The sequence below is a fragment of the Pasteurella oralis genome, from assembly GCF_002850605.1.
Classification (GTDB): domain Bacteria; phylum Pseudomonadota; class Gammaproteobacteria; order Enterobacterales; family Pasteurellaceae; genus Pasteurella; species Pasteurella oralis.
Map to the genome: position 1 here is coordinate 144,620 of NZ_NXGB01000004.1, position 24,295 is coordinate 168,914.

At 38.3% G+C, this 24,295-nt stretch carries 19 protein-coding genes; 9 read left to right on the forward strand and 10 right to left on the reverse strand.

Going from position 1 to position 24,295, the window contains the following annotated elements; all coding sequences use genetic code 11:
• Positions 1-83 precede the first annotated feature (83 nt).
• Together malT and C0975_RS06625 are read right to left on the reverse strand one after the other, a co-directional pair.
• Positions 84-2,774, reverse strand: coding sequence for an HTH-type transcriptional regulator MalT (malT, locus tag C0975_RS06620; protein WP_101775603.1), 2,691 nt, complete (start codon positions 2,772-2,774; stop codon positions 84-86).
• Positions 2,775-3,084: 310 nt separating this feature from the next.
• A complete protein-coding gene (locus C0975_RS06625; RefSeq protein ID WP_101775604.1) occupies positions 3,085-3,684 on the reverse strand; it encodes a hypothetical protein in 600 nt (199 codons plus the stop codon).
• 234 nt (positions 3,685-3,918) lie between these two features.
• Between C0975_RS06625 and glgP the strand changes: the two genes are divergently transcribed.
• Both glgP and malQ read left to right on the forward strand, forming a co-directional pair.
• Positions 3,919-6,309: a glycogen/starch/alpha-glucan family phosphorylase gene (gene glgP, locus C0975_RS06630; protein ID WP_101775605.1), complete on the forward strand. Its 2,391-nt coding sequence runs from the start codon at positions 3,919-3,921 to the stop codon at positions 6,307-6,309.
• 90 nt (positions 6,310-6,399) lie between these two features.
• Positions 6,400-8,496 carry a 4-alpha-glucanotransferase gene (malQ, locus tag C0975_RS06635; protein WP_101775606.1) on the forward strand — a complete coding sequence of 699 codons (2,097 nt, stop codon included), beginning with the start codon at positions 6,400-6,402 and terminating at the stop codon, positions 8,494-8,496.
• Positions 8,497-8,550: 54 nt separating this feature from the next.
• On the opposite strand, the gene dprA is transcribed toward malQ, so the two are convergent.
• The 8 genes from dprA to napF all read right to left on the reverse strand — a co-directional run bounded on the left by dprA (position 8,551) and on the right by napF (position 15,930).
• Positions 8,551-9,699, reverse strand: a complete 1,149-nt coding sequence (gene dprA, locus C0975_RS06640; protein WP_101775607.1) for a DNA-processing protein DprA — start codon at positions 9,697-9,699, stop codon at positions 8,551-8,553.
• 156 nt (positions 9,700-9,855) lie between these two features.
• Positions 9,856-10,449, reverse strand: coding sequence for a cytochrome c3 family protein (locus C0975_RS06645; protein ID WP_101775608.1), 594 nt, complete (start codon positions 10,447-10,449; stop codon positions 9,856-9,858).
• Between the two features lie 15 nt (positions 10,450-10,464).
• Positions 10,465-10,890 carry a nitrate reductase cytochrome c-type subunit gene (locus C0975_RS06650; protein ID WP_101775609.1) on the reverse strand — a complete coding sequence of 142 codons (426 nt, stop codon included), beginning with the start codon at positions 10,888-10,890 and terminating at the stop codon, positions 10,465-10,467.
• Between the two features lie 5 nt (positions 10,891-10,895).
• Positions 10,896-11,771: a quinol dehydrogenase ferredoxin subunit NapH gene (gene napH / locus C0975_RS06655; RefSeq protein ID WP_101775610.1), complete on the reverse strand. Its 876-nt coding sequence runs from the start codon at positions 11,769-11,771 to the stop codon at positions 10,896-10,898.
• Positions 11,771-12,523 carry a ferredoxin-type protein NapG gene (napG, locus tag C0975_RS06660; RefSeq protein ID WP_101775737.1) on the reverse strand — a complete coding sequence of 251 codons (753 nt, stop codon included), beginning with the start codon at positions 12,521-12,523 and terminating at the stop codon, positions 11,771-11,773. Before napG ends, napH begins: the two co-directional genes overlap by 1 nt.
• 66 nt (positions 12,524-12,589) lie before the next feature.
• A complete protein-coding gene (gene napA / locus C0975_RS06665; protein WP_101775738.1) occupies positions 12,590-15,076 on the reverse strand; it encodes a nitrate reductase catalytic subunit NapA in 2,487 nt (828 codons plus the stop codon).
• Between the two features lie 44 nt (positions 15,077-15,120).
• Positions 15,121-15,393 (reverse strand): chaperone NapD, encoded by a 273-nt coding sequence (locus tag C0975_RS06670; protein WP_101775611.1) that lies wholly within the window; start codon positions 15,391-15,393, stop codon positions 15,121-15,123.
• On the reverse strand, positions 15,394-15,930 hold the full coding sequence (gene napF / locus C0975_RS06675; protein ID WP_101775612.1) for a ferredoxin-type protein NapF: 537 nt from the start codon (positions 15,928-15,930) through the stop codon (positions 15,394-15,396).
• 194 nt (positions 15,931-16,124) lie between these two features.
• Between napF and narQ the strand changes: the two genes are divergently transcribed.
• From narQ to C0975_RS06710, 7 genes are all read left to right on the forward strand, one after another.
• Positions 16,125-17,828: a nitrate/nitrite two-component system sensor histidine kinase NarQ gene (narQ, locus tag C0975_RS06680; protein ID WP_101775613.1), complete on the forward strand. Its 1,704-nt coding sequence runs from the start codon at positions 16,125-16,127 to the stop codon at positions 17,826-17,828.
• A 1-nt stretch (position 17,829) separates the two neighbouring features.
• Positions 17,830-18,447, forward strand: coding sequence for a peptidase E (locus C0975_RS06685; RefSeq protein ID WP_101775614.1), 618 nt, complete (start codon positions 17,830-17,832; stop codon positions 18,445-18,447).
• An 11-nt stretch (positions 18,448-18,458) separates the two neighbouring features.
• A complete protein-coding gene (murB, locus tag C0975_RS06690) occupies positions 18,459-19,484 on the forward strand; it encodes a UDP-N-acetylmuramate dehydrogenase (RefSeq protein WP_101775615.1) in 1,026 nt (341 codons plus the stop codon).
• 12 nt (positions 19,485-19,496) lie between these two features.
• Positions 19,497-19,808: a DUF2322 family protein gene (locus C0975_RS06695; RefSeq protein ID WP_101775616.1), complete on the forward strand. Its 312-nt coding sequence runs from the start codon at positions 19,497-19,499 to the stop codon at positions 19,806-19,808.
• A complete protein-coding gene (gene tehA, locus C0975_RS06700; RefSeq protein ID WP_101775617.1) occupies positions 19,805-20,764 on the forward strand; it encodes a dicarboxylate transporter/tellurite-resistance protein TehA in 960 nt (319 codons plus the stop codon). Before C0975_RS06695 ends, tehA begins: the two co-directional genes overlap by 4 nt.
• Positions 20,765-20,957: 193 nt before the next feature.
• Positions 20,958-22,502 (forward strand): phospholipase D family protein, encoded by a 1,545-nt coding sequence (locus tag C0975_RS06705; RefSeq protein WP_101775618.1) that lies wholly within the window; start codon positions 20,958-20,960, stop codon positions 22,500-22,502.
• 294 nt (positions 22,503-22,796) lie between these two features.
• Positions 22,797-24,122 carry an SLC13 family permease gene (locus tag C0975_RS06710; protein WP_419540320.1) on the forward strand — a complete coding sequence of 442 codons (1,326 nt, stop codon included), beginning with the start codon at positions 22,797-22,799 and terminating at the stop codon, positions 24,120-24,122.
• Positions 24,123-24,295: the final 173 nt, after the last annotated feature.

Sequence of the window (24,295 nt, forward strand, 5' to 3'; positions counted from 1 at the left end):
AACGCTATAATCTATTAAGGCACTGGTTTCAGTGCCTTTTCTTTGCTTTTTAAATTAAAAGTGCGGTCTGTTTTAGTAACATTTTAATAGCCCATCAACTTCAATAATTCTCTTGTATAATCAATAGCTTCACTGCGATTTGCCACATTAATTTTTTGATATAAATTACGAATATGCGTTTTAATCGTCGTAATCGCCACTTGTAGCTCATCTGAAATTTGCTCATTACTATAACCAGAATAAATTAAACCAAGCACTTGCCACTCTCGTTGCGTCAATGGACTGATTTTTAATAATTCAGGCACTTGTGGATTTTGCAATAATTTCGCAACAAACTGTTCATCAAAATGCGCAAACTTATGGCGATAATATTGATTAATGTTACGTAAAATAAATTGTGCTTTATGCAATGCCAACTCATCTAACACATTTAATTGTAACAGCTGGCGAATTTGCTGCGCCATAATATCGCCTTCCACCACAAACGCACTGATAAAATTCGTTTGTCGGCTTAAACGCAACGCTTCAATTAGATCTCTCTGTGCCAACTCTTTATTGTTCTGTAAAAAATAGAATCGATTACGTAAGATCAACGCACGATTTAAACTGCTGGTTAAATTAAATTGCTCAGCGGTGACAATTAATTGATCCAAAATCTGTTGTGCTGGCGCAAATTGCTCAAGTAAAATGTGTGAACGCGCCAAATTACGCCATTGAATTTGCGAAAAATGATTACGGTCAGTAGTTGGCGCTTTATTTTGTAGCAGCCAATTTTGCGCAGCTTCCTTATCTGATGTCATTTGCCATAATAAAGTACGCGCTTCATCTGCATTCGCTAACCAATCATCATGATAATGGTGCAAGGTTTGTAACACTGCGATTTCTTTTAACAAACGATGCGCATTATCTAAATCACCACGTACCAATGAAATCTTGCTTAATAAGGCTAAACATTGCAACGTTTCTTCTGGTTTCTGTAGCACTGCCATGCCCGCATTTGCCATTGCCTCTGCTCTTTCTAAGCTATACCATTCCCATAAAATTTTGCCTTTTAGACACAACAAAAATTCATACATTGGGATTTTTTGTAAGTGATTTTCTTTCACAAAGGCACTGGCTTTATCCAGCATATCGTATGCAGCTTGTAAAAAACCTTGTGCTAATAAAATTTCGGATTGTTGTAATAATGACCACAAAATATTGTGATAAGTATGATGTTGACGTGCCATTTTTTCTGCACTTTGCAACATCTCAAGCGCTTTAGCCAAATCACCAAAGCAATGATATGCCTCGCCAATTACCGATGTCGCAACAATATGAGCATAATAAGCCGTCTTTGGTAAATCATCTAACGCGTCTGTTGCTAACGCAAACGCCATGCGTTCATTTCCCTCATTAATCGCGACTTGTGCACGTAATACATCAAACTCTGCCTGATTTTCTTTACTTAATTGTATATTATGGCGTCGTAGCGCTTGCTCAAACTCACTAAAAATACCACTAACTTCAAATTGGCGATGTTGACTTTGGGCGAGCCATGCTTTTAATAAAACAAGACTTGGATATTGAATAAGCTTATCCATATCCAGTTTAGTTAAACTTTCCTCTAACAGTTTCAGCTCACCATGATGAAATAAATTCCACGCTTTTTGCTGCAAAATTGATAGTAACACCGTAGTTTCGCTTAACTGCATAGCATGATATAAAGCTTCCGTGGTATAGCCTAATTCTAGCCATGCCTCTGCTGCACGTTGATGTAAATCTTCTAATTGATCTTGCAACTCGACTTCACAACATTGTGCCAGAAAGGAAGCAAATAATGCATGGAAACGCCACCAATTATCCTCGCTATCAATTTGTTGAATAAAAAGTCCTTGTTTTTCTAGCTCCTCCAAACGTTTACGCACATTTAAACAGCCTGTTAAATGCTGTACTAATTTCTCATTCATGGAACGTAAAATCGAGCATTGCAAAATAAAAGTACGGGTATCACTATCTACCGTACTCAGTACTTCATCATTCAAATATTCGCTAATATGAAAACTGTTTAACTTCGCAATGCGCTTTGCGGCTTCTTGCAATGAGGTATTATGTTGTTTTGCCGATAAACTAACTAATTGCAAAGCTGTCGCCCAGCCTTCAACTTGATCACAAAGTGCGGTTGCATCTGGCGCAGAAAATTGTTCGCCTAAACGTGCTTGGAAAAAATCAAGGCTTTCTTGATGCGTAAAAGGCAGTTGGTGCATATCAATTTCTAATAATTGCTCTTGCACACGTAAGTTAGCAATACCTAACGGTGGCACAGCACGTGAAATTAAGACTAATGTCATATTGGCAGGTTGATGTTTAATCCAATATTTTAGCCCTTCATGGATCTCTTCATTATCAATCAAATGATAATCATCAATAACTAAGTAGAAATGGGTCGATACATGCGCCACTTTGATCAGCAATTGATTAAAAAGCGAGAATAGATTTGCTTGTCTATCTGTATCAGTCAGCTGCGATTCTTGCTGAATCGCTTTTGAAAGTGCCGCATTAAAATAAGCGGCAAAACGATCAGTTTGGTTATCACTTTCATCTAAAGAATACCAACCAATATTGTCACGCCCTACCACCCACTGAGAAATTAACGTGGTTTTACCATAACCTGCTGGCGCACTAATCAACACTAAGGGATATTGTGCTGCATTATCTAAAAGCTGTAATAAACGATGACGTTCAACCGCATTCTGTAAACGATAAGAACAACTGAGTTTAGAAGGTATTAGCATAATTATTGATAACCGTAGTGGTAATAAAATAGACAGAGTTTAACATAAAAGTTAACACTCTATTTGAGTAGAATCAATCTAGATGAAAAAAGCAAAAAATAAGGCACATTTTATCATGATGTGCCTTTGTATCGATAATAACCCTTATAATTCTATCATCATTTCATTAATCTCTTCATTTTCAGGCTGCATGTACCCTAGTCTGATTCACATACACGCGTATGTGTCTAAGTAAAAAACTAGAAAAGACAACCTGAACAAAGCGACGAGTAACTCTTGCAAATGTTATTGATTTTTAACTTAATAATACTTATAACTCAATCGTCGTTTCTTCAATTTTAACCTGAAAAGACTCTGCTTCCTCTTGCATTTTACGATAACGTTGCTTGGCATGCTCAAGTTGGTAAGGCATAAAAGGAAAAGAAAGAAAGCCCATCAGAATAATCAACCAAAATATTCGACTATATTCATCTATCAAATAACGGCGTTGTTCTTTAACATATGCCTCAATATGTTCATCAAATAAATTTTGGTAACAAGCTGAATTTTTCACACACATTTTCTTAATAAAATCTTCGCCATTCACTGTTATAAATTGCAACTCCGATAAGATATAATGTCCTTCATTCGGGAAACCACAATGTGCAGTATAGCAATGATTATTACGGTGTTTTACTTTAATATATTGATTTAACTTTCCATAAACACGATTATCTTTAATCTCAACGGTCAAATCATAATAAGACGTATATTTTATTCCTGCATCATTAAAGATAATGAGGTTTGCTTCATTTAATAACAAAAATAAACCAAGAAAACCAAATATCCCCCAATGAATAAAAATCCATTTCTTATGGCGATAAAAAAGAAATAGAAAACGCTGTAAAAATGCAAATTGTTTATCTGTCATAAATACTTTTTATATACTCGTTTATGTTGATAATTTTTTAGACAAATATAGAAAAATAATAAAGAAAATTTAAATACATTTCAATCTATTAGCATTTCTCCTCCTCGTAATTTGTGTTACTTCCTCCCCATCATACTCATAAGTTCAAACTAAGGAGGAGTTACTTTATTTTGCTTACCACATAATGAAGGCTATGAAATATAACTTAACCGATTTTTTGTTTTAGGAGCCTCTATGTCAAACCACCAATTTAATTTGAATTTATTTGATACTACGGTGAAAAAATACTGTCATTTTTTTGATGTTGCTTCACCAGAACACTTTTCCTTACAGCAATGGTACCAAGTCCTCGCTGAAGGTTCACTGGATTATGTTTATGCCACAGCGCCAGTTACGAAAAATGAAACACGTCATGTCAATTACCTTTCTATGGAGTTTTTAATCGGTCGCTTAACAGGCAATAATCTGATGAACTTAGGCTACTACGAACCAATTAAACAATATTTGACGCAATATAATGTTGACATCGCTGATGTATTAGAACAAGAACGCGATCCGGCATTAGGCAATGGTGGCTTAGGACGTTTAGCTGCTTGTTTCTTAGATTCTATGGCAAGCTTAGGACAAAATGCGACTGGCTACGGTTTACATTATCAATATGGCTTATTCAAACAATCTTTTGTACAAGGTAAACAGCAAGAGACTGGCGATTTTTGGCAGCGTGATCACTATCCTTGGCAAATATTCAATCCAAGTAAAACACAAAACATCCAATTTGGTGGCCGTATCAAACAGATAAAAGACGATAAATATGTATGGACACCAGCTTTAACTATTCAAGGTAAAGCTTTTGATTTACCAATTATCGGTTATAAGAATAATGTGATTCAGCCATTACGTTTATGGCAAGCAGACAATGATCAATCCTTCGATCTCAATGCGTTTAATGATGGAAAATTCTTAAGCGCTGACAAGCACATTGTGAATGCTGCTGCATTAACGCAAGTGTTATATCCAAATGATAATCATAGAGCAGGACAAAAATTACGCTTAATGCAACAATATTTCCATGTTGCTTGCTCAGTAGCTGATATTTTAGCGCGTCATTTTGCCCAAGGTTATACTCTAAACGAATTAGCCAAACGCCAAGTCATTCAATTAAATGATACTCATCCAACCCTAGCTATTCCTGAATTAATGCGCGTATTATTAGATGAATACGATTTAAGCTGGGAGCAAGCTTGGACCATCTGTACTCAAATCTTTGCCTATACTAACCATACTTTATTACCTGAAGCCTTAGAGCAGTGGGATCAACGCTTATTCAAAACGTTATTGCCACGTCATTTCGTCATTGTGGATAAAATCAACCGTTTATTCCAAGACAAAGTACGTGCACAATTTGGCGACAATCCACAAGTTTGGGAAAAATTAGCCATTCTTTTTGATTACCGTGTGCGTATGGCAAATCTTTGTGTCGTCACTTGTTTTGCAGTCAATGGCGTAGCACAAATTCATTCTAATTTAGTCGTATCCGATTTATTCCCTGAATATCACCAGCTGTTTCCAACGAAATTCTGTAATGTAACTAATGGCATTACGCCACGTCGTTGGATTCGCCAAGCTAATCCTCAACTGGCAAAATTACTTGATGATACGGTACAAGGCGATTGGACTAAAGATTTAAATTTACTCAACCAAGTGGAAAAGCATGTTGATGATGCGAGTTTTCATCAGGCGTATTTCCGTATTAAACAACATAATAAACAAGTACTTGCCGATGAAATTCAGCGTTCGATTGGTTTAACAGTTAATACGGATGCTATTTTTGATATTCAAATCAAGCGCTTCCATGAATATAAACGTCAACATTTAAATCTTTTAAATATCATTGCGACTTATCAGCAATTAAAAGCCAATCCTAATATGGCATTTACTCCACGTGTGTTTGTGTTCTCTGGCAAAGCTGCACCGGGTTATTACTTAGCCAAAAACATTATCCACGCCATTAATAATGTGGCAGACATTATCAATCACGACAAGGCGATGAAAGATAAATTACAAGTCGCGTTCTTGCCTGATTATCGCGTCAGTCTAGCAGAAAAAATTATCCCTGCCGCGGATGTATCTGAACAAATTTCGATGGCAGGTAAAGAAGCTTCTGGTACAGGTAATATGAAACTTGCCTTAAACGGTGCATTAACGTTAGGTACATTAGATGGCGCTAACGTTGAAATTGCCGAGATGGTTGGTGAAGAAAATGTGTTTATCTTTGGTCATACAGTCGAAAGTGTACGTGAGCTTTTAGCCAAAGGCTACGATCCTAAAACTTACTATAACAATGATCCTGTATTAAAAAGCGCGGTCGATTTTCTTGCCAGTGGTAAAGCATCACATGGCGATAAACAGGCGTTTGATTTAATGCTGGCAAGCTTGTTAGAACGCGATCCGTTCTTAGTATTTGCTGATTTTGCTAGTTACTTCACTACCCAGCAAAAAGTCGGTGAAGCTTATGTCAATCAAACAGCATGGCTACGCAGTGCTATTTTAAATACTGCACGCTTAGGAATGTTTAGCTCAGATCGCTCGATTCAAGATTATCAACGTCGTATTTGGTTGAAATAAGCAATTACTTACGCTCATCAGTGAAATGAATACCACGTTTCACTAATGAGCCATATCTCCCTGTTCTATTCCTCAAAATAAGGTCGTATTATGAAAAATAACAATAAAAACCGCGAAAAACGCTTTAATAAAGCAGGAATCATGCCGTATTTTTTTGATGAAAGAGGATTGAAAAAATACACTTCACCACAAATTAAAAGTGCGATTCTAGCGACTTTCAATGAACAGATTTCGGTCCCTTCCATCCCTTTACCGCCAGTACAAGTTTTTCGTGAAAATCGACCGCACTTTATCCGCTTAAAACTGGCAGATAAAACCCAGCGTTTGCAAGGTAAGTGGGTATTAAAGTTAGAAAACCATCGCATGTTGACAGGAAAAGTGAAAAACAACATTATTCAGCTACCTGCCAATCTACCATTAGGCTATCATCAATTAGTCTTGCACTATGCAAACAAACAAGCAGAATGCAGTCTGATTATCGCACCAACTAGCTGTTATCAACCAACAGAATTGACTCAAGGCAAAAAACTGTGGGGAACCTTCCTACAGCTCTATACGTTACGTTCTCAACAAAACTGGGGAATTGGCGATTTTGGTGATCTAAAACAATTTATTCAACATCTTGTCCCATACCAAGCTGATTTTATTGGATTAAACCCTATTCATGCCCTATTCCCAGCCAACCCTGATTCGGTAAGCCCATATAGTCCATCTTCACGCCAATGGCTCAATATTGCCTATATTGACATTAACCAGATAACTGAATTTCAACAAAGTGAAGACGCGCAAACTTGGTTTAACAGTACAGAAGTACAAGCTCGCTTATCAAAATTACGCTCGGAAGATTGGGTCAATTATGCCGAAGTTATCCCGTTAAAGCTGCAAGGGCTGCGTTTTGCTTTTGCTTATTTTCAACACAAAGCCAATTCAATGCGTCGTCAAGCCTTTGCTGATTTCTTAGTTCGAGGTGGTGAAAATTTACAAGTGCAAGCGACTTTCGATGCCCTCCATGCTCATTTAATGGCAAATTTCAGTGAACAATGGGGTTGGGATTTTTGGGATAAAAAATACCAAAATTACGCATCAGACGCGGTACAACAATTTAAACAAGCTAATCAAGAAACAATTCAATTCTATGCTTGGTTACAATTTATTGCAGATGAACAACTGGCGGAATGTGATGCGTTATGTAAAGCACACAACATGACTATTGGTATGTATCGTGACTTAGCAGTAGGAGTAACAGGAAGTGGTTCGGAAACTTGGGCTGAAAAGCGTTTATACTGTTTAAATGCCTCTGTCGGTGCGCCACCCGATATTCTTGGACCTCAAGGACAGAATTGGGGATTAACGCCAATGAATCCACATGTGTTACAACAACAAGCCTATCGTCCATTTATTGAGTTAATCCGCGCTAACATGCGCCATTGTGGCGCATTACGCCTTGATCATATTATGTCATTACTCCGTTTATGGTGGATTCAAAAAGGTGATAGCGCAGTCAATGGTGCTTATGTCTCTTATCCTGTCGATGACTTAATTGCAATTTTAGCCTTAGAAAGCCAACGCCATCAATGCTTGATTATTGGCGAAGATTTAGGCACAGTCCCTAAACAAATTGTCAGCAAATTAAAAAATGCAGGGATTTTATCTTATAAAATTTTCTACTTTGAATTTGATCAACATGGACACAGTAGGGCATTAAATGATTATCCTTATCAAGCTATGACAACGCTGAGTACTCACGATTTACCAACAATTAATGGCTATTGGCGAGGCTATGATTTTCAATTAGGACAGCGTTATGGCGTTTATCCGAATCCTGACATTTTAGCCATCTTGCAACGTGATCGTATGCAAGCAAAAAGTAAAATTCTAGCTCGTTTAGTAGAAAATCAAATAGCGATTGAAAAAGGAATTGATGCAAGTTTGGAATCGAAGATCAGTAAAAAATTCAATCATCAGCTCCAAAGCTATGTTTCCCACGTAAGCAGTGCTTTATTTGGTTTACAACCAGAAGATTGGTTGGATATGACAGAGCCTGTCAATATTCCGGGTACTAGTATGCAATATCCTAACTGGCGTAGACGCTTAAGCGCAGATATTCCCGATCTTTTTGCGGATAACGATATTCAACAACTACTCAATACCGTAGTGAAAAATCGACACCGCTCAACCTCTCAGTAATAAAAATAGTGCCGCACTTTATTCCAGCTAAAGTGCGGTCAGTTTTAGCAAAATTTAAGCGCGTCTATACAATCCATTTTCAGTAACAATCAACGTTTGTAGTTCCAACTCCAGTAACTGGCTCAATAAGCTATCTATGGATAAATTCAGTTGTTGCGCCAACTCATCAATCCCAACTGGATTATAACCAATCTGTGCAAACAGTTCTGGATAAGCAGGATCAATACTGATATCTGCCTGCTTCATATTAGCTGAACTCAGCAAAGGTGTCATTGGTACCTCTGTTGAAGAAGGCAGAGAAGATTGTGTGGTGGTCATAGTGCAAATATCAACGCCATATAGTGAAAGGTTTTCTAAAATATCCTGCACATTTTCCACTAACAGTGCACCTTGTTTAATCAATTGATGGCAACCTCGACTGCATTCATTTTGAATATGACTTGGTAAGGCAAAAACATCTCGATTTTGTTCTAACGCATAGCGCGCGGTAATTAATGAGCCACTGCGCTCATTGGCTTCAATGACTAACGTACCTAAAGATAAACCACTAATAATCCGATTACGACGTGGAAAATTTTCTGCCATTGGTGGTTGATTTGGTAAAAATTCTGACACTAAAACACCACCATATTCCACAATAGTAGTGGCTAAATGTCGATGTTGATAAGGATAGATATACTCTAAACCACTTCCTAAGACCGCAATAGTTTTGCCCTGTATATCCACTACTGCTTGGTGACAAAAACCATCAATGCCCAATGCTAATCCACTCGTTACGACCAAATTTGCTAAAGTTAACTCTGTTGCAAAATGTTTTGCCCAATATTCGCCATAGGAGGAGCAATGCCGGCTTCCCACTATAGCCACTTGGGGCTGTGACAGCACTGAAAGCTCCCCTTGCACAAATAACAATGGCGGCGCGCCATCAACTTGCTGTAATAAATAAGGATATTGAGGTTGCAAATAATGCACAATTTGATTACCTGCTTGCTCTGCCCAACGTAACGCAGGCTCGATGTATTTCATTTCTGGTTGCAACCAACGCCGAATTTGCTGTGCTGTCCAACCTAATTGTTTTAAAGCGTAAGTATCATATTGCACCAGATCATCAATATTCACTTGCGTTAACAAATGTTGAATACGTGTTGCACCTAATCGCGGAATTTGACTAAGGCGTAGTAACAGATTAATTACTTGATCCATCAGACTTTACTCTTTACAAAAGAAAAAGAGTGTAAAGTGCGGTCAATTTTTACTCTATTTTAATTCTATGAATTTGTGAATGAGATCGAGAAATAAAAAAATCTGCAACTCAAAGAGGTGCAGATTAAGGTGAGAGAAACAAGTGAGGGAAAATAATTATTTTTGTTCTACGCTAAAACCAGATTCAATGCCGCTCATATCTGGTAATTGGTGAGCAATACCTTTATGACAATCAATACAGGTTTTACCTTCTTGTACCGCCAAGCTATGCATTTTTTCAGCCACTGTTTTTTGTTGACTGAAATCCATATTTTCAAAATTATGGCAGTTACGACATTCTTGTGAATCATTTGCTTTCAATCTTGCCCATTCACGTTCTGCCATATGTAAACGGCGTGAATTAAATTTATCAATAGTATCTGTATAGCCCATTAGGTGTGCATAAACCTCACGACTGGCTTGTAATTTACGAATCATTTTTGGAATAAATTCGTGTGGTACATGACAATCTGGGCACGTGGCTTTCACGCCACTGCGGTTTTGGTAATGGGCTGTATGCAAATATTCTGGATAAACATCATTACTATGGCAACTCACACAAAACTCTTCTGTATTTGTTTGCTCCATACCATAGTTAAAGCCAACCCACGAAACTATCCCAGCAATAAAAGCGAGAGTAATCAAAGTTCCTACTGCAATACGACTTGGCGTGCGGAACCATTTCCAAAAGCGTTTAATTAAGTTCAACATAATTCAATCCTTAACTTATTTGCCGAAGCCAGCCATTGGTTTAAATTCATTTTGAACAATTGGTTCCACATCAGATTGAGAAACGTGACATTGCAAACAGAAATAACGACGTGGAGAAGTACCACCAATAATATTACCATCACGATCCATAAAGTGGGTTGGACTAATACGAGTTGCTCCTGTCACACGTGAAGCTTCTGGACTATGACAAGTTAAACATTGGTTAATGTTTTTAGTCACTTGGTAATTTTTAGTCGCATGCGGCACCATTGGTGGCTGATTAACATAGTTCAACGGCGCTAAACCACTTTCTTTTGGTGCACTGTGAAATGCAGGTGCAATATACTCTGGTGAATCTTGTATACCATGTCCAACTTTCACATCCTCAGCTTGTGCAGCGAAAGCAAAAAGTGCGGTTAAAATTAAGATACTTTTTTTCATTTTGATCACTCCCCCGAATGATTAACTGAATTATTAAATCGAGTTGTAAAGATAAATACTTTTTCAGGGCAAACGTCGATACAACGTCCACAACTGATACAATCTTTTGAAAGCACTAATGGGCTTTCATTATTTTTTCCATGTAAAGGTGCGCGTAACACTTGTGGTTCTGGGCAGACGTTATAACAATCCATGCAATTATCACATTGACTACGATGTTCCACTTTAATACGCAATATCCCTTTCGCGCCAATAACACCGTAGGCTGCACCAATTGGGCATAAGTGCCCACACCAACCATGTTCAACAATAAATAAATCAAATAAAAAAACCGCTAAAACTAGCCAAGCTGTTGCGCCAAAACCATAAATCAAAGCACGTCCTAACGCAGCGACTGGATTTAACCATTCCCACAATAATAAGCCACTCACAGCGCTACCAACCAAAATCATGAGCAAAATACCATAACGTAATCCACGTGGTATTTTCGCTGACTGGCGAATACCTAATTTACGTCGTAGCCAAGCAGAAACATCAGTGACAACATTTAATGGACAAACCCAAGCACAAAACACACGACTACCAAGCAATGCATAGCTACCAATTACGATGACAACACCTAACAATGCGGTCATTGTTGGTACAAATCCTGTCGCAAGGCTTTCTGCCATAATTAAGGGATCAGACATTGGAATGAGATCTAAAAAAAGGCTACTACTATAATTCCCTTTTAGAATCCATACGCCCAAATAAGGTCCACTTAAAAACATAGCTAAGATACTAAGCTGGATTAAACGTCGCCAAAATAAAAAGCGATTTACATACCACCAGCCTAATTTTTCGCGTGCTTCTTTACCTGCATATTTCGGTGAATTTGCCATTACAAACTCTCCGGTAAACGAGTTGGTAGAGTAATAATCCCTTCTGGGGCAAGTGAATGCCCTGCTTTTTCTTTCTCTTCCCAACCTAAACGATAATGTTGTCCTAACATGCCTTTTGCTAAATCCATTGGTAGCACTTTGATTGCCGCCACTTCAAGTACACAAGCTTCTTCACATTTACCACAACCCGTACAAGCGTTCGAATGTACGGTAGGAATAAACTTTGCATGCTTATCTGAACGATCATTATGTTGCATTTCAAGGGTAATCGCTTTGCCAATCAATGGACAAATCCGATAACACACATCACAACGTAATCCTTGCCAATTTAAACAAGTCTCTTGATCGAGCAACACGGATAATCCCATACGTGCTTCATTAATATCTGTCGCTTGATTATCTAATGCACCTGTTGGACAGGCTTTAGCACAAGGAATGTCCTCGCACATTTCGCAAGGTTTATCACGGGCAATAAAATAAGGCGTTCCTGCTTCCATTGGTGATAATAACGATGCCAAATGCAGCATATCGTAAGGACAAGCTTGAACACATTGTCCACAACGAATACATGCTGCTGAAAACGCTTGATCGTCAGCAATCGCAAAGGGTGGACGTAATGCAACGCCTTCACGCGCTAAGCTTTGTTTCTGTTGTAACCCTAATAACAAGCCAACCCCTGCCAGCCCACATGCAGTGCGGGTAGCCTCTTTAAAAAATCGACGACGTTCAGGACTCACAACAAGTTTTTTCATTTGGTTTTCTAACCGCACTTGTGATTAACATATCAAGTGCGGTCATTCCTCATTAAATTTAACGAATTACGCTTTTTCCACTTTTACTGCACATTTTTTGAAGTCAGTTTCTTTTGAAATTGGATCAGTTGCATCTAACGTTAAATAGTTCGCTAACTGACCTGCATCAAAGAATGTGGTATAGACCAAACCTTGTGGCACTTTGTTACGACCGCGGGTATCTAAGTGAGAAATAATTTCACCACGACGTGAACTTACTTTTACTTTATCACCATGGCGTAAACCTCGTGCTTTCGCATCTAATGGGTGCATCCAAACTAAGTTATTTGGGAATGAACGGTGTAATTCTGGTACACGGCGCGTCATTGTTCCAGTATGCCAATGTTCAAGTACACGACCTGTACTTAACCATAAATCATATTCTGCATCTGGTGCTTCTGCTGGTGGCTCATAAGGTACAGCAAGAATAATTGCTCGTTTATCTGGATAACCATAAAACGCCACACCTTCGCCTTCTTTGACATAAGGGTCATAACCTTCACGGTAACGCCATAAGGTTTCTTTACCATCAACTACAGGCCAGCGTAAACCACGTGTTTTGTGATAAACCTCAAAATCAGCTAAATCATGGGCATGACCACGACCAAATACCGCATATTCTTCAAATAAACCTTTTTGTAGATAGAAGCCAAAATGTTCTGCCTCATCATTCATATAACCTGGTTTATCTGTTGGTACTTCGAATTTATCAACTTGACCATTGCGGAATAACACTTCATAAAGCGTTTTACCTTTATATTCTGGATTTGCCGCTAAAACCTCTGCTGGCCACATTTCATCTGTCGTGAAATATTTAGAAAACTCGACTAATTGCCATACATCAGACTTCGACTCACCTGGCGCTTTTACTTGTTGATACCAGAATTGTGTACGACGCTCTGCATTACCATAAGCCCCTTCTTTTTCTACCCACATTGCCGTTGGCAGAATTAAGTCAGCCGCTAACGCAGAAACTGTTGGGTATGGATCTGACACGATAATAAAATTCTCTTCATCACGCCAACCTGGGAAACGCTCTTGGTTAATGTTTGGACCACCTTGCATGTTGTTGGTACACATTTGCCATAACACGTTCATTTTCTTATCTTTTAAAGCACGGTCTTGCGCCACCGCATGATAGCCTACTTGAGTTTGAATTACGCCTTTTGGTAATTTCCAAAGTTTTTCTGCTTTTTCCACATGTTTTGGATTAGTCACCACTAAGTCTGCTGGTAAACGGTGTGCAAAGGTACCTACTTCACGCGCCGTACCGCAAGCAGATGGTTGACCCGTTAATGAGAATGGACCACAACCTGGTTTTGAAATTTTACCGGTTAAGAGGTGAATGTTATAGATTAAGTGGTTCGCCCACACACCACGTGTATGCTGGTTAAAGCCCATCGTCCAGAATGACACGATATTCAGTTTTGGATCAGCATACATTTTCGCTAATGCTTCAAGCTGTTCTTTTGGTACACCTGAAATTTCATGCGCTTTTTCAAGTGTGTATGGTGCAACTAATTTTTTATATTCTTCGAAATCACTGTCGTGCATTTTGCCCGCAGTTTTCACATTTTTCGCTGCCTGCTCTAATGGGTGTGTTTCACGTAAACCATAACCAATATCCGTTTCACCACGTTTAAATTTAGTGTGTTTTTGGATAAAGTCATTATCAATTGCATTATGCTCAATCAAATAATTAGCAATGTAGTTCATAATAGCCAAATCTGATTGCGGTGTGAAAATCATACCTAAGTCAGCTAATTCAAATGAACGGTGTTCAAAAGTAGAAAGTACAGCAACTTTTACATCAGGATGAGATAAACGGCGATCAGAAATACGTGACCATAAAATTGGGTGCATTTCTGCCATATTTGAACCCCAAAGTACGAATGCATCTGCTCTTTCGATATCATCGTAACAGCCCATTGGTTCATCCATACCAAAAGTACGCATAAACGCAACAGCAGCTGATGCCATACAATGACGCGCATTTGGGTCGATATTATTTGAACGTAAGCCTGCTTTAAATAATTTTGATTTTGCAATACCTTCAAAAATCGTTGATTGACCTGAAGTAAACATACCTGCCCCATTAGGTCCTTTTTCTTTCAACGCTTTTTTGAATTTTTCCGCCATGATAGTAAAGGCTTGATCCCAAGAAACAGGCGTGAACTCACCATTTTTATCAAATTTACCATTTTTCATACGCAACATGGGCGATGTTAAACGGTCTTTACCATACATGATTTTTGGTAAGAAATAACCTTTGATACAGTTTAAGCCACGATTTACTTCCGCATCAGGATCGCCTTGTGAAGCGACAACGCGCCCATTTTGAGTTCCAACTAGCACACTACAACCTGTACCACAGAAACGACAAGGCGCTTTATCCCATTTAATGGTTTTATCGGTTGCTGCTTCCACGTTTTTGACTGGAATAGCTAACCCAGCTACCGCCGCAGCGGCAACAGCTGCATTGGTTTTCATAAAGTCACGACGACTTAAATTCATACTCATAGCGTTTCCCCCACTATATTGAATTATTTTATGTTTTATTAATTTTCATCTTGTTGATGGTAAACCAAAGACACATCGATCACCCCATCAATATCTCTTGTCGCTTCCATTTGCTGGTGTAATACTTGTTTATCATGTGATTGCATCACGACAACAAGTTTACCCGTCTTCGCATCAAAGACTGGGATCTCAGTATGCGGCATAGCTAAAAGTGCGGTCTGAATTGCCGCAATTTTTTGTGGATTGCCTTGGACCACTAACCCACACACATGCCAGTCTTGTGCATTTTCCATTGTGATTTGTTCAGTCATTTACTTTCCCAATTCATTTGCTGTAAATAACACTTTAATTGCTGAAACAGGACAGCCTTTGATACATGCGCCACAACCATTACAACTTTCAAGATCAAGTATTGGTTGTGAAACACCACCTAACTGACGTTTAAAACGAATTGCACGCATTTCACAGCTATCTTCACAGCTTCGACATTCAACCGATTTTTGTGTTAAACAATTTGCAGTAATTTCAATTTGGTGAAACCAAGCTGGCTCGCTTGTTGATCTAAAAATGGGCTGTGAGCAAGCATCAACACATTGTTGACAAAAAGTGCATTCGCCTCGACTAAATTGAACTTCAGGAAAACCACCATCACCTTTAATAAGAATTTTTGTTTCACAGATTTGGATACAAGCATCACAACGGGTGCAACCTTGAATAAAACGATCATGTTCAATCGCCCAAGGTGGACGAATGCCCTGAAAACCTTGCTGTTTAACTTGCTCTGATTGTAGTGAAGTTAAAAACTGCCCGCGTAAAAAATTGCGGCGAGGTAAGTTTTCAACAGTCATTACACATTCCTTCAGTTTAGCCTTTTTTAGACCTGCCATTATGAAGAGAGGGGTTAAAATTCATACTACCCAAATTGAGTATTTAAAGGAAAACTCACGCTTTTCTTGTGCTAGATCAATTTTTATTTACAGGTAAAAAAACACGCATTTTTTTGTTAAACTAATGGCTTCATTTCCGAGCAAAAAGGTGGCTTGTGAACATCAAACATTCCGTTTCGACAAAACTCGCTAATTATTTATTTATCGTGATTATTTTTGCGGGTGTAATCACATCACTAAGTTTAATGATTATGGCAAGTAATAAATCCGATGCAGAATCAATTAACGTATCAGGTTCATTACGTATGCAAAGCTATCGTTTATTATATGAATTAGAACAGCATCCTGAACTTGTCGAAACCAGCCTACGCCAATATCGTGTAAGTTTACATTCTCAGGCGTTATTAGAAATTGATCATCAATGGTTTGTGCCTAATGCCGTCAAGCTGTCTTATCATAATTTGATAAAGCGCTGGGAAAGCATGGAGCGTTATGCTAGAAATCAAGACATTACGGCTTATAAAAATGAAATTACCGATTATGTTGCACAAGTTGATCAATTTGTTTTTACTTTACAACGCTTTGCCGAACAAAAATGGATCATTGCCGTTTTAGTCATGTCTTTATCTATGCTATCCATTATTGTGATGGTTTCTTATGTGGTTTGGTATGCGCGTAAAGAAGTCGTTATGCCGCTGAAACAACTGACACGCGCCAGTATTCAGGTGCAAATGCGTCAATTTAACCATGTTAAAGTGAATACAAACAAAGAAGATGAATTAGGTAGCTTGGCACGTGCCTTTACGCAAATGTCGAGTGAATTAGAAAAGCTGTATTCTTCATTAGAAGAAAGCGTCAATGAAAAAACACAAAAGTTACGCCAAACCAACCGCTCTTTGACTATGTTGTACGAAAGTTCACAACAATTAACTACCAATAATGTTGATGAAATCACATTACAACAAGTCCTCAAAAACATTTTTATTAGTGAACATTTACGCTATGTAGCATTAGTTGTCGAAGGTGCAGAACATTGGAATATTGCATTTGGCGAAAAACAAGAGAACCAAGACTGCCAAGAAGTTGAATTGACAATTGAAAATGAAAAATTAGCAGTATTCTATTGGCAAGCTGGTCTGCCTTGCCCAGATCCACGTACGATGCGTAATATCGCACAAATTCTAAGTCGAACATTGTATTTCCATAAAACACAACGCCAGCAGCAACAGCTGTTATTAATGGAAGAACGTTCAATCATTGCTCGTGAATTACATGATTCTCTAGCTCAAGTACTTGCTTTTTTACAAATTCAATTAACCTTGTTAAAACACAACTTAAAACAAGATGATGAAAATGCAAAAACCAAAAGCTTGAATATTATTGCTAATTTTGAGCAAGCATTGCGTGATGGTTATGTCCAGCTTCGTGAATTATTAGCCACCTTCCGCCTAACTATACAGGAAGCGAATCTTAAATTAGCGCTAGAACAAGTAATCGACTCATTACGCGCTCAAACTGAAATGCAAATGACCGTGCATTGTTCTTTGCCCTCGCAAAGCTTTAATGCACAACAACTCGTCCATGTGTTACAAATTGTGCGAGAATCTGTATTGAATGCGATTAAACATTCAAAAGGTAGCTTAATTGAAGTGATTGCACATACTAATGAAGACGGCGAATATGAATTAATTGTACGTGATGATGGGATTGGAATTCCAAGCTTGGAAGAGCCTGATGGACATTATGGCTTAAATATTATGAATGAGCGCTCCGCCCAATTAAATGCCAACTTACAAATTTCAAACCGCCCTTCTGGTGGAACAGAAGTGAAAATCAGCTTAAATCAAACAGGAGTGTAAGATGAAAAAATTATTTTTATCCTCATCATTTGCTGAAGTCATTGATTTATTCATACATTTCATCGGCAACCTTCAAGGAAAAACTATCACATTTATTCCTACAGCAAGTCATGTAGAAGAAGTGACTTTTTATGTAGATGACGCAAAAAATGCGTTGATACAACAAGGGGCAAAAATTGATGAACTTGATATATCTACTGCGACTTTTGAGCAAATCAACGAAAAACTCAATAACAATGATTTTATCTATATTAGTGGGGGGAATACCTTCTTTTTACTACAAGAATTAAAACGCAGTGGCGCAGATAAATTAATTATCCAGCAAGTCAATGCAGGTAAACTTTACATTGGTGAATCGGCAGGGGCGATGATTACCTCACCAAATATAAATTATGTTCAACTGATGGATTCACGAGAGCCAGCACCTGATTTAGTTGATAATAACGCATTAAATTTAGTCAATTTTCACACACTGCCTCATTACACAAACTTCCCTTTTATAGAAGCAACGCAGCAGATTATTGAAACCTATTCTGCAGCACTCAATTTAGTGCCGATTAATAATACACAAGCGCTTATTGTGAATAATGATATTGTGGAAATCCAAACCAAAAACTAAAAGGATAAACTATGCAAAGTCTACAACAGTTCCACACTTTTTCATTACCAGCACATGCACAACACATTGTTGAAATTACAAGTATTGAGCAACTCAAACAACAATGGGCAGCATGTCAAGCAATTGGACAGCCAGTATTATTTTTAGGACAAGGCAGTAATGTCTTATTTTTACGTGATTTTAATGGTGCGGTCTTCATTAATCGCTTACTTGGTATTCAGCACAGTGAAGATAATCAATTTCATTACCTGCATGTCAATGGCGGTGAAAATTGGCACCAATTAGTAGAATGGTCATTACATGCTGGGATTAGCGGTTTAGAAAACTTAGCATTAATCCCCGGCTGTGTTGGCTCTGCACCTATTCAAAACATCGGTGCTTATGGCGTTGAATTTAAAGAAGTGTGCGATTACGTCGATGTCCTCAACCTACATAATGGTGAGCAATTCCGTTTAAGCAATGAACAATGTCAATTTGGTTATCGCGATAGTATTTTCAAACATGATTATGCGAATGGTTATGTGATTCTTGCCGTAGGCTTAAAATTGACCAAAGATTGGAAACCAGTGTTGAAATATGGTTCATTGGCTAATTTAGAAGAAAGTGCGGTCAGTTCTCAGCAAATTTTTGATGAAGTTTGCTCAGTACGCCGTAGCAAACTACCTGATCCAGCTGAGTTTGGGAATGCTGGAAGCTTCTTTAAAAATCCTATCGTTTCAAAAGCAGATTTTGTCAACCTACAACAAGAATATCCAACGATCCCACATTTTCCTCAACCCGATGGCAATGTTAAACTTGCTGCAGGCTGGCTAATTGATCAATGTGGTCTGAAAGGCTATCAAGTCGGTGGGGCAGCGATACACCAGCAACAGGCTCTCGTATTAATTAACAAACAGAATGCCACCGGTTCAGATATTGTAGAATTAGCGCATCATATCCGCCAGAAAGTAGCGCAACGTTTTGCAGTATGGTTGCAACCTGAAGTTCGCTTTATTGATGAAAAGGGCGAAGTCGACAGTGAACAAGCAATTAGTTAAATAAGGAATATCATGAATTTCAACACAATTTTAGACACTTTACCTACTATTGAACATTTAACAGGGCTTGCCGTCATGGCAGGTTCGACACAAGTTCATTACATTCCAGCCATTGCTGGCAAATTAGGCTCATTACGTGTCTATCATGCATTAGCGAATGAATTTAATGGTAAATTAGACCGCACTTCTGCACAAAAAGGATTGCAGCTCTTCGCTGAACATACCGAAGATGCGAAACAAAACCAAGGGAAACATCCCAATATTGATTTATTACTGAATGTCATTGAACATAATCTCGAATATCAATTAGTACCGCAATTATGACAACACCAGCGTTAAAACCATTTCCTCTCCCAATTAACTATTTCGGTATTGTACTTGGGCTTTCTGCGCTCTGCCTCGCATGGCGCTCTGCTGTACCGACTTGGTCTATCGCAACAATAATCAGCGAAAGTTTATTTAGCTTAGCAAGTGCGGTCTGGTTTTGCTTTATTTGTGCATACCTATGGAAATGGACGCACAGTCTAAACACGTTTAAAGTCGATTTAAAACACCCCGCATTAGGTAGCTTTGTTAGCCTGATGCCAATTACTACCACATTGATTGGGATTGCATCAATGCCTTATGCGCGATATGTTGCTGTCATCTTAATCAGTATTGGCATCTTCATTCAACTCGCATTTGCAGCTTATTATATTGCAGGTATGTGGCGAGGTACTCATCAAGCTGAATACACCACGCCAGTCATTTATTTACCCACTGTTGCTACAAATTTTGTCAGTGCAACTGCATTAGGGAGTTTAGGTTATGATGAATTAGGTATGTTATTTTTTGGGGCTGGCTTTTTCTCTTGGCTAATGCTAGAACCCGCCGTCCTACAGCGCCTACGTACCTTACAACCTATTCCAGAATCCTTACGTCTTGGTATTGGTATCCAACTTGCGCCTGCTTTTGTGGGTGGTTCCGCTTATTTAGCAATTAACGGCGGGCAACTTGACTTGTTTGCTAAAATGCTGATTGGCTATGGTTTATTGCAACTACTCTTTTTAATTCGCTTATTACCGTGGGTTTTTAATAAAGGTTTTAGTCCTGCAATTTGGGCATTTTCCTTTGGTTTAGCCTCGCTGGCAAAAGTCGGCTTGTTTATTTATCAACAAGCAACAGATAACCTTTTCTCAACACTCGGATTAACCTTATTCTGCTTTGCTAATCTGAGTATTGGATTAATGTTAATCAGCACATTGTATTTACTATTCACAGGTAAATTCTTTATTAAATGATGGTTTATCTAATTTTCGAGTGAATAGGTCTATGTTCGCTCGAAAACTTCCTGATATAGCACCCCTAACTTGAACAAAAAAGATGCAATTCATTCAATAATCGTTACAATGCTTAAGAAAGATTTATATGGCATACATGTTTATTTTGAATGACTCATTCAATAACGGCAATATAAAATAAAAAGGGCTTTCTATGCTGACATGTCTAATAAAAAAACTTGCTATTTTATGCATTACAATCCTTACTAGTATAGTAACTCTGGTCGTTATCACATATAAACCTCTACCAAATAATTCAGCTGAAATAAAACAAACCCGTCGCGATATTGATCCCAATAGCTTATTAGCCCAGCACGTTCTCCCACTAATCAATCAACAACCAGAGTTAACGGGTATTTATCCCTTAAATGATGGGCAAGATGCATTCCTTGCTCGCCTAGCGCTCGTCGAAACAGCACAACGCACATTAGATTTACAATACTACATTTGGCACAATGATATTTCTGGGCATTTGCTACTACAAAGTGTATATAAAGCCGCTGAACGTGGCGTTAAAGTACGTTTATTACTTGACGATAATAATACAAAAGGCATGGACTCTTTATTAACCTCTCTTAATGCCCATCCTAATATTAATATCCGCCTTTTTAATCCTTTTATGCAACGGGATTATCGTCTACTAGGTTATCTCAGTGACTTTTTCCGCCTCAATCGGCGTATGCATAATAAATCGTTAACAGCAGATGGTTTAATCAGTATCGTTGGAGGGCGTAATATCGGCGATGAATATTTTGGTGCAGGTAATGGTGTACTTTTTGCAGACTTAGATGTTGCCGCAGTCGGTGAAGTTGTCGCGCATATCGAAACAGATTTTGATCGCTATTGGAATAGCAAATCTGTCTATCCTCTAGCACTCATTGTAAACGAAACTAGCCAACCCTTTGATAGTCGACCCGCTAATGACACCGCAACACAGCATTATTTAGCACAGTTAGCACAGCTGCCTTTCGCTAAGAATTTAAAAACAGGATCACTACAATTCACTTGGTCACCAGTGCAATTAATCAGTGATGATCCAGCTAAAGGGTTAGGGGAATCGAATATAGAAAATACAGTACTCGCCCATATTGCACCAATTATGCAAAGCGCTAAAAATAGCTTAATTATTGTGTCACCCTATTTTGTGCCAACCAGTATAGGTGTTGATTTTCTTAAACAAATTGCTCAAATTGGTCCCCGTGTTTCTATTTTAACAAATTCACTGGAAGCAACTGATGTGAGCATTGTGCATTCAGGATATGCGAAATATCGTAAAGCACTGCTAGAAAATCATATTCATCTGTATGAGCTAAAACCTAATGCAACAGTACAAATGGACCCACCTCACCACTTGCTAACGGGTGGGAGTAGTGCGAGTCTACATGCTAAAACATTTAGTATAGATCATCGCTATTTATTTGTTGGCTCATTTAACATGGATCCACGTTCTGCTATGTTAAATACTGAAATGGGGTTAATTATTGATAGCCCTACATTAGCACAAATGCTAGTAAATAGATTGCACATACACCACCAAACCTATACTTTCTCTGTCGCACTTAACCAAAATGGCGATATCTATTGGGAAACGCAAGAAGCAGGAAAAAATATCCTATATGAAACAGAACCACACGCAAGTTTATTTAAACGTATCTGTATTTGGTTTCTCTCCTTGCTGCCAGTAGAACATCTACTTTAAAAAACTGATACTCTCATTATGCACCACATTTAACCTTTTGCTTATTGGAGTGAAAATTTAAATTCATCATCTTTCTGGTGTTTTTATGCAAAAATATTCAACTTGTGCCCAAAAAGTAGTACTTTCTTTGAACAAGATCAGGAAATTCCCCCTGCCTTTTGATTACAATCAGATTTATTTCCAATCTTATTCATGAGGTCATCTATGGACATTAAGCAATGCTTACAAGTAATAAAAATAGCGCAGAACAGGCATTTTGTTTTCTTCTGTTTATCTATTGTTTTTGCTATCATCATGACAGTTCTACTTTCTGACGCCAGCTTCACAAAAGTACAAAACTATGTACTCTTCTTATTATTTTTTGCAATTAGCTTATGGGTTACTGAGGCGATTCCACCCTTCTCTGTGAGTATCTTAATTGTTGGCTTTTTAGTATTAGTCATGGGCAAAAGCGAAGCCTATGATGCCATCCAATATCTACAAACTTGGTCTGATAGTGTAATTTGGCTCTTTCTGGGCGGCTTTTTCCTCGCAGAAGCTATGAAAAAAACCAAACTCGACTTGTTATTACTCAAAGCGGTATTGCCTAAATTTGGTAATAAACCAGTTTATGTATTATGGGGGTTAATGCTAGTAACTGCGATAATGTCCATGTTAATGAGTAATACTGCAACAACCGCAATGATGATCGCTACGATCAGTCCTTTATTTACCCGATTAGAGAAAAGTTCTAATTTATCTAAAGCCTTACTTTTAGGCATTCCTGCCGCAGCGTCGGTTGGTGGGATGGGGACTATTATTGGTTCTGCACCAAATGCCATTGCAGTTGGTGCTCTTGAAAAACTAGGACATCCTATTTCATTTTTAGAATGGATGATGGTCGGTACACCGCTGGCATTAGTATTACTCTTTATTTTCTGGCGTGTATTGGTTAAAAAATACCAAGTAGATAAAACCGAAAATCTTGATTTCAGTTTTTTACAAGAAACTGCACAAGTCCATTCTAATCGAGTAGAAATGCTACATAAAACGATTGTATTAGTTATCCTTGCTACCACATTATTCTGCTGGCTGACCTCTAAATGGATTGGTATTCCTGTCGCTGCTGCCTCAGGTATTCCTATTGTTGGACTAACAATGACTGGCGTTTTAGGCGAAAAAGACATTCGTCAATTACCTTGGGATACTTTAATGCTAGTTGCTGGTGGTCTTGCGCTGGGCTTGGCTATTGAAGAACAACGTATCGCCGCCCACTTTGTTGAGCAAATCAGCCATATTCAAGTGAGTTTCGTGATGTTATTAGTCCTCTTCGGTTTCATTACTGTGATTTTATCTAACTTCATGAGTAACACTGCGGCAACAACGATCTTAATCCCGATGGGGGTTTCTTTATTGGCGATGGTTGGTGGAGTTGATATTAATCCAATGATTCTCCCACTGGTAATTGGATTAAGTGCCTCTTGTGCATTATTTCTCCCTGTTTCAACGCCACCAAATGCGATTGCATTTAGTACAGGCTTAATTAAGCAAGCTGAATTCCGTTTAGGGGGTGTAGTCATTGGCTGTCTAGGACCAATCTTGAGTATTTTATGGGTATTGGCTTTATCTACTTTTTTATAGAAAAGTGCATAATCTCATCTTAAAATTCAAATAAAACATACCGCACTTTAGCTTAATGGTGCGGTATGTTATGCTATAACTATAGACTGATCTATCCTCTTTTTAGGCAATTATCGGAACTTTACTAGGTGTCCGTAGTCTAATTTCTACCCAATCCACAAATAGCCTGAAAG

Excerpts from the sequence above, each read along its gene's own strand:
- malT (WP_101775603.1), bottom strand. The coding sequence starts at position 2,774 with ATGCTAATACCTTCTAAACTCAGTTGTTCTTATCGTTTACAGAATGCG.
- C0975_RS06625 (WP_101775604.1), bottom strand. The coding sequence starts at position 3,684 with ATGACAGATAAACAATTTGCATTTTTACAGCGTTTTCTATTTCTTTTT.
- glgP (WP_101775605.1), top strand. The coding sequence starts at position 3,919 with ATGTCAAACCACCAATTTAATTTGAATTTATTTGATACTACGGTGAAA.
- malQ (WP_101775606.1), top strand. The coding sequence starts at position 6,400 with ATGAAAAATAACAATAAAAACCGCGAAAAACGCTTTAATAAAGCAGGA.
- dprA (WP_101775607.1), bottom strand. The coding sequence starts at position 9,699 with ATGGATCAAGTAATTAATCTGTTACTACGCCTTAGTCAAATTCCGCGA.
- C0975_RS06645 (WP_101775608.1), bottom strand. The coding sequence starts at position 10,449 with ATGTTGAACTTAATTAAACGCTTTTGGAAATGGTTCCGCACGCCAAGT.
- C0975_RS06650 (WP_101775609.1), bottom strand. The coding sequence starts at position 10,890 with ATGAAAAAAAGTATCTTAATTTTAACCGCACTTTTTGCTTTCGCTGCA.
- napH (WP_101775610.1), bottom strand. The coding sequence starts at position 11,771 with ATGGCAAATTCACCGAAATATGCAGGTAAAGAAGCACGCGAAAAATTA.
- napG (WP_101775737.1), bottom strand. The coding sequence starts at position 12,523 with ATGAAAAAACTTGTTGTGAGTCCTGAACGTCGTCGATTTTTTAAAGAG.
- napA (WP_101775738.1), bottom strand. The coding sequence starts at position 15,076 with ATGAATTTAAGTCGTCGTGACTTTATGAAAACCAATGCAGCTGTTGCC.
- C0975_RS06670 (WP_101775611.1), bottom strand. The coding sequence starts at position 15,393 with ATGACTGAACAAATCACAATGGAAAATGCACAAGACTGGCATGTGTGT.
- napF (WP_101775612.1), bottom strand. The coding sequence starts at position 15,930 with ATGACTGTTGAAAACTTACCTCGCCGCAATTTTTTACGCGGGCAGTTT.
- C0975_RS06685 (WP_101775614.1), top strand. The coding sequence starts at position 17,830 with ATGAAAAAATTATTTTTATCCTCATCATTTGCTGAAGTCATTGATTTA.
- murB (WP_101775615.1), top strand. The coding sequence starts at position 18,459 with ATGCAAAGTCTACAACAGTTCCACACTTTTTCATTACCAGCACATGCA.
- C0975_RS06695 (WP_101775616.1), top strand. The coding sequence starts at position 19,497 with ATGAATTTCAACACAATTTTAGACACTTTACCTACTATTGAACATTTA.
- tehA (WP_101775617.1), top strand. The coding sequence starts at position 19,805 with ATGACAACACCAGCGTTAAAACCATTTCCTCTCCCAATTAACTATTTC.
- C0975_RS06705 (WP_101775618.1), top strand. The coding sequence starts at position 20,958 with ATGCTGACATGTCTAATAAAAAAACTTGCTATTTTATGCATTACAATC.
- C0975_RS06710 (WP_419540320.1), top strand. The coding sequence starts at position 22,797 with ATGACAGTTCTACTTTCTGACGCCAGCTTCACAAAAGTACAAAACTAT.